The following is a 4,347-nucleotide window of genomic DNA, read 5'->3' as shown; positions in this document are numbered from 1 at the left end:
TTTGTCCAGTTTTCTGCTTGCCAAATCCATTTCTGCATTTTCAATCTCTCTCATCTAAAATCTAAGATGAGTTAAATATAGCACAAATTCGGCTCATATTGTGAGCCGAATATGTACTGTTAATTAGCTCATTATTTATCGAGAACAGTTCTACTTGGGGCTTACATCATCAGGCTAACGCCCCTATACAAGGTCACACACCTTACACTTTTTTAAAACTTGATCGCGGATCTGACTTTAGAAATGAATAAATCAATTGAATTTTGGTTCCTGGAAAAATCCAGCAGCAGCCCGTTTACTTTAGATCGGATCTCTTTCGGATCACTTAGCTCTCCATTCATTAAGTTTTTCAGTAGCCCTCCCACTTTATTCATATCTGCTTTTAGGCTACGGATCTCCTGGATTGTTTTTACATCCGTCAGGCTTTTAGGCTGGTAGCCCAAACCAAGATCACGCAAATATTGAGAAGCTGATAAATTTCCCTGAGCAGCATTTTCTTCAATTTGCTTTTTTTCAGCTTCAGTTACCACAACTTGAATTACTTTTTGGCGTATCCGTTTTGGCTTTTTCTGTTCAGTCATTTTTTTGATTTCCAGTACATTTTGGCTATGCCAAAAGCTCCGCAGGACAAGATGCCACGTTGAGCTGAAAGCGAATAAGTAGGGTAATTTATATAACCAAGGCTTGCCATGTTATATAACATTACACATCTTGCCGACTTTACCCTTAAGTACTTTCTTAAAAATTCTTAAAAATTCCTAGAAATCGACTATCCAAACAGGCCCAAAACTCTAAATTCCACGTATTCTTAGAAATTCTTAGAAATTCTTAGAAATTCTCAAATATTCCTAGAAATTCCTAAAAATTCTCAAAAATTCCTAAAAAATCTTAGATAATCCTAATTATTGAAAATCTATGATGAAGTAGAAACAAATCATAGCTGGACGTCACCAAGTTAAAAGATACGTTCTTCAATCAAAAGAAAAGATCCTGAAAATGCATATATGGCCCCCATACAAAAGGTAAAAACTTTATCTAATCCCTATAAAACTTAGCTTCTAAATGCACTCATTTGCGATTTAAGCTCCAATTCACAGTGAAAGGTACAGAACGAGTGTCTACGAGTGAAATCGCTGAAATTCGCGCTTAGACTCTCTGAAAAACAGTCTTTTAAATATTAGAATCTAAAAACTTTTTAATTACATATGAAAATTTGATCCTGAATCGAGCGAAGCGAGCAAAAAAGCTCTATGAGCGAAGCGAATCCATTTGTTCTTATTGTTTTGACTTTGCTCTTAACAATATTTAAATCATTTCTAGGATTGAGCCAAAAATTGCCCCAACGAATCGAGCGAAAGCGAGATTCAATAGAGTTTGAGCGTAGCGAAAACCAAGGGCAATTTTTCATTCCCTGTGCTTTTAATTATTTTAAAGTTTTTAAATGCTTTTAGAGATGCTGAAAGCCCTTTCTTGCAAGGCTTTCAAGGCTTATAAGACTACAATTTCTTTGTCATAAGACTACAATTTCTTTGTCATAAGACTACAATTTCTTTGTCATAAGACTACAATTTCTTTGCATTTGATTACATCGAATGCTAATGTAGTCTTAATAACACTTATAACCTATGTAGTCTTATGAAAAATGACTTAGTAGTAAAAGATAATGCCTTAATTAATGCCAGTTATAATCTCGAAGTAACCGAGCAACGGCTTATCCTTTTATCAATAATAAGAGCAAGAGAAACAGGCCAAGGGATCTCATCTGACAGTAAATTAGAGATTCATGCTTCTGATTATGCTTCTCGCTTTGATGTCACCAAAGAAGCAGCGTATAACGCTCTAAAAAATGCAGTTAATAATCTTTTTGAAAGAAAGTTCTCTTTTAAGGAAATTCATAAAGATACAAACAAAGAAATTGTAGTCAAATCCCGCTGGGTTAGCCGAATTGCATATATTGATGACCTTGCTACATTAGAAGTTACCTTTGCACCAGATGTTGTTCCTCTTATCACAAGATTGGAAAAGCACTTTACGAGCTATCAACTTAAACAGGTTGCCCAGTTAACTAGCAAATATGCTATTCGTTTATATGAGTTTCTAATTGCTTGGAGAAATGTAGGAAAAACCCCTGTAATTTCTTTATCTGACTTCAGAGAAAAATTAGGACTTGAGATTAATGAATATCAAAAAATGGTTAATTTTAAAAGTCGTGTTTTAGAACCAGCCATAAAGCAAATCAATGAGCTCACTGATATACATGTAAAATATGAACAGTACAAAACAGGAAGATCTATCTCAGCCTTATCATTCACTTTTAAGCATAAAAAAATTGATTCGATACCTTCAGAAAGAGATCCAAACACGGTAGATTTCTTTACCCAAATGACTGATGCACAACGTCACATGTTTGCAAATAAGCTTTCAGAGCTACCCGAAATGGGGCGGTATTCCCAGGGAACTGAAAGCTATCCGCAATTTGCTATTCGTATTGCTGAGATGCTGCAAAACCCTAACCGAATAAAAGAACTATACCCGTATCTAAAAAAAGTGGGATATATGCCATCAAGTAAAAAGGACGTAGTAAATGGCTAAGTTATCACTAAGTGAAGTATCCAATCGCTTTAACGTCAGTCGCTCTACGTTATATAGAGCCATAAAAGAAGGGCGTATATCTCGAAGCGCTGATGGTCTTTTTGATATTGCAGAAGTCATCCGATGCTTTGGAGAGCCAATCAAAAAGCATGAAAAAAAACAGGAAGTTGATCAATCTAAGGATGATGCAGATTTACGTCAGCTTGTTGATTTTATGAAAAAGGAGATTGAGTCATATAAAGATCGTGAGAAACGCTATTTAGACCAAATAGACCGCTTTCAATTGTTATTAGGGCATAAAGAGTCTGAAGAAAAAAAATCTCATGATGCACCAATGAAACAATCCAATGATGCACCATGCGACAATAGTAATGAAACAAATGAAGCTATTGATAATAATAAAGATATTGAAATCAATAAATCTCAAGAAACATTAGAAATACATCCTGATGAAACACCAAGACACATACCAAATACACATTATGAGACAAAGAAAAAACGTGGCTTATTTGGCCGTGTACTGAATGCTGTTTTTGATCATGACTGAGCAATCAAGAGAGAGATCATGCCGAAACTGAAAGACATTGCCCTGGGAATTATTGTGGCCCCGCTGCTGATCCCGATCATGCTGATTGCATCGTACCAGGATAAAAAGGCGCTGAAGAAAGAGCTGGATGAACGCCAAAAAGAAAAAGACCAGGCATCCTGATTATTCAATTGAGCTAATCAAAATCGTGGAACATTGATTAAAGATTAAGCGTGGAACGGTAGTATTCAACAAAAAAGCCGAACTCAACTGATTTCGGCTTTTTTGTATCAGTTAACACATTGAATTATAAGGATAATTATAACGCATTTCGTATAAGGTGTATTATGTTAATTTTAGGAAATCTTAAGATAATTATTAATGAGTGGCTTAATGAATAAAGAAATTTCTGTATTACTGCATGACGTTCCTACTCATGCAGATTACGCATGTGATGCAACCGATTTAGATCTAGAAGATATTCCTGAAGATCGTATAGAAAAAGTCATAAATTTATTAAATTCTTCTGATGAAAATACTGTCTTTGAAGCAGCAAAACTTTTGACTCATTGGGGACAGTCATCTGGTTTTGATGTATTAGTAAATTTATTAAATGAGAATAAATTAGACGGTTATATAGATCATCGTTTACATGGTTATGATGATACACTGCAGCATGTACTTCGCGCTTTTGTCAGCTATTGGGCAACCCAAGCTGACTTAGGATTTAGTGAGCAGGCTAGAAGTAAAATATTCCCTCCTATACAAAAAATTATCGAAAAATCTAACACTCAACCATTTGATATCGCAGGTGTATTTTGGGTAATTGAAAAGTATAAATATAGTGAATATATTCCTTTGATAAAAAATCATTTAACTCAAATAATTGATCATCCTAAACTACATTTTTGGAAAATACATGATGCTATTGATCTTATGCTCAAGTTGGATCCTGAGTTTGTTCATAATTTATTAAATGAAAAAGGCAAAACATTAGAAGACTTTAAAATTAGTAGTTTATAAAGCCTTTTATTTAACATAATGGCTGTTATACGAAATGAAAAAACCTAGGCACTGGCCTAGGTTTTAATTTAAAAAAAATACATAAAAATTAAGTTTTTAGACTCGATTTTTTAACTTCGTATAACGTGTATTATGTTAATTTTAGGGAAATTTAAGAATCTCTATGCAATGGTTTATTCAATATTCTTTGATTTCTTATCTTTTAG

The 4,347-nt window shown here is 34.1% G+C and carries 5 protein-coding genes; 4 read left to right on the top strand and 1 reads right to left on the bottom strand.

The genetic code is table 11. The annotated features are described in order from the left end of the window. Positions 1–212: 212 nt before the first annotated feature. A complete protein-coding gene (locus NI466_RS15545) occupies positions 213–581 on the bottom strand; it encodes a plasmid mobilization protein (protein ID WP_253173991.1) in 369 nt (122 codons plus the stop codon). Positions 582–1,635: 1,054 nt separating this feature from the next. Here NI466_RS15545 and repM point away from each other — a divergent pair. From repM to NI466_RS15525, 4 genes are all read left to right on the top strand, one after another. After that, positions 1,636–2,592, top strand: a complete 957-nt coding sequence (gene repM, locus NI466_RS15540) for a replication initiation protein RepM (RefSeq protein ID WP_005166868.1) — start codon at positions 1,636–1,638, stop codon at positions 2,590–2,592. Continuing rightward, positions 2,585–3,139 carry a plasmid replication DNA-binding protein gene (locus tag NI466_RS15535; protein WP_253173990.1) on the top strand — a complete coding sequence of 185 codons (555 nt, stop codon included), beginning with the start codon at positions 2,585–2,587 and terminating at the stop codon, positions 3,137–3,139. Before repM ends, NI466_RS15535 begins: the two co-directional genes overlap by 8 nt. Positions 3,140–3,157: 18 nt before the next feature. Continuing rightward, positions 3,158–3,301, top strand: coding sequence for a hypothetical protein (locus NI466_RS15530; protein WP_001125247.1), 144 nt, complete (start codon positions 3,158–3,160; stop codon positions 3,299–3,301). 210 nt (positions 3,302–3,511) lie between these two features. Further along, on the top strand, positions 3,512–4,141 hold the full coding sequence (locus NI466_RS15525; RefSeq protein ID WP_180078948.1) for a hypothetical protein: 630 nt from the start codon (positions 3,512–3,514) through the stop codon (positions 4,139–4,141). Positions 4,142–4,347: the final 206 nt, after the last annotated feature.

It is taken from the genome of Acinetobacter lwoffii, from assembly GCF_024129595.1.
Taxonomy (GTDB): Bacteria; Pseudomonadota; Gammaproteobacteria; order Pseudomonadales; family Moraxellaceae; genus Acinetobacter; species Acinetobacter lwoffii_O.
Note: the sequence above shows the minus strand (reverse complement) of the source record. Positions and strands in the feature narration are given on the sequence as shown.

Bases quoted from the DNA above. Each gene is read 5' to 3' on its own strand.
- NI466_RS15545 (WP_253173991.1), bottom strand. From the start codon at position 581: ATGACTGAACAGAAAAAGCCAAAACGGATACGCCAAAAAGTAATTCAA.
- repM (WP_005166868.1), top strand. From the start codon at position 1,636: ATGAAAAATGACTTAGTAGTAAAAGATAATGCCTTAATTAATGCCAGT.
- NI466_RS15535 (WP_253173990.1), top strand. From the start codon at position 2,585: ATGGCTAAGTTATCACTAAGTGAAGTATCCAATCGCTTTAACGTCAGT.
- NI466_RS15530 (WP_001125247.1), top strand. From the start codon at position 3,158: ATGCCGAAACTGAAAGACATTGCCCTGGGAATTATTGTGGCCCCGCTG.
- NI466_RS15525 (WP_180078948.1), top strand. From the start codon at position 3,512: ATGAATAAAGAAATTTCTGTATTACTGCATGACGTTCCTACTCATGCA.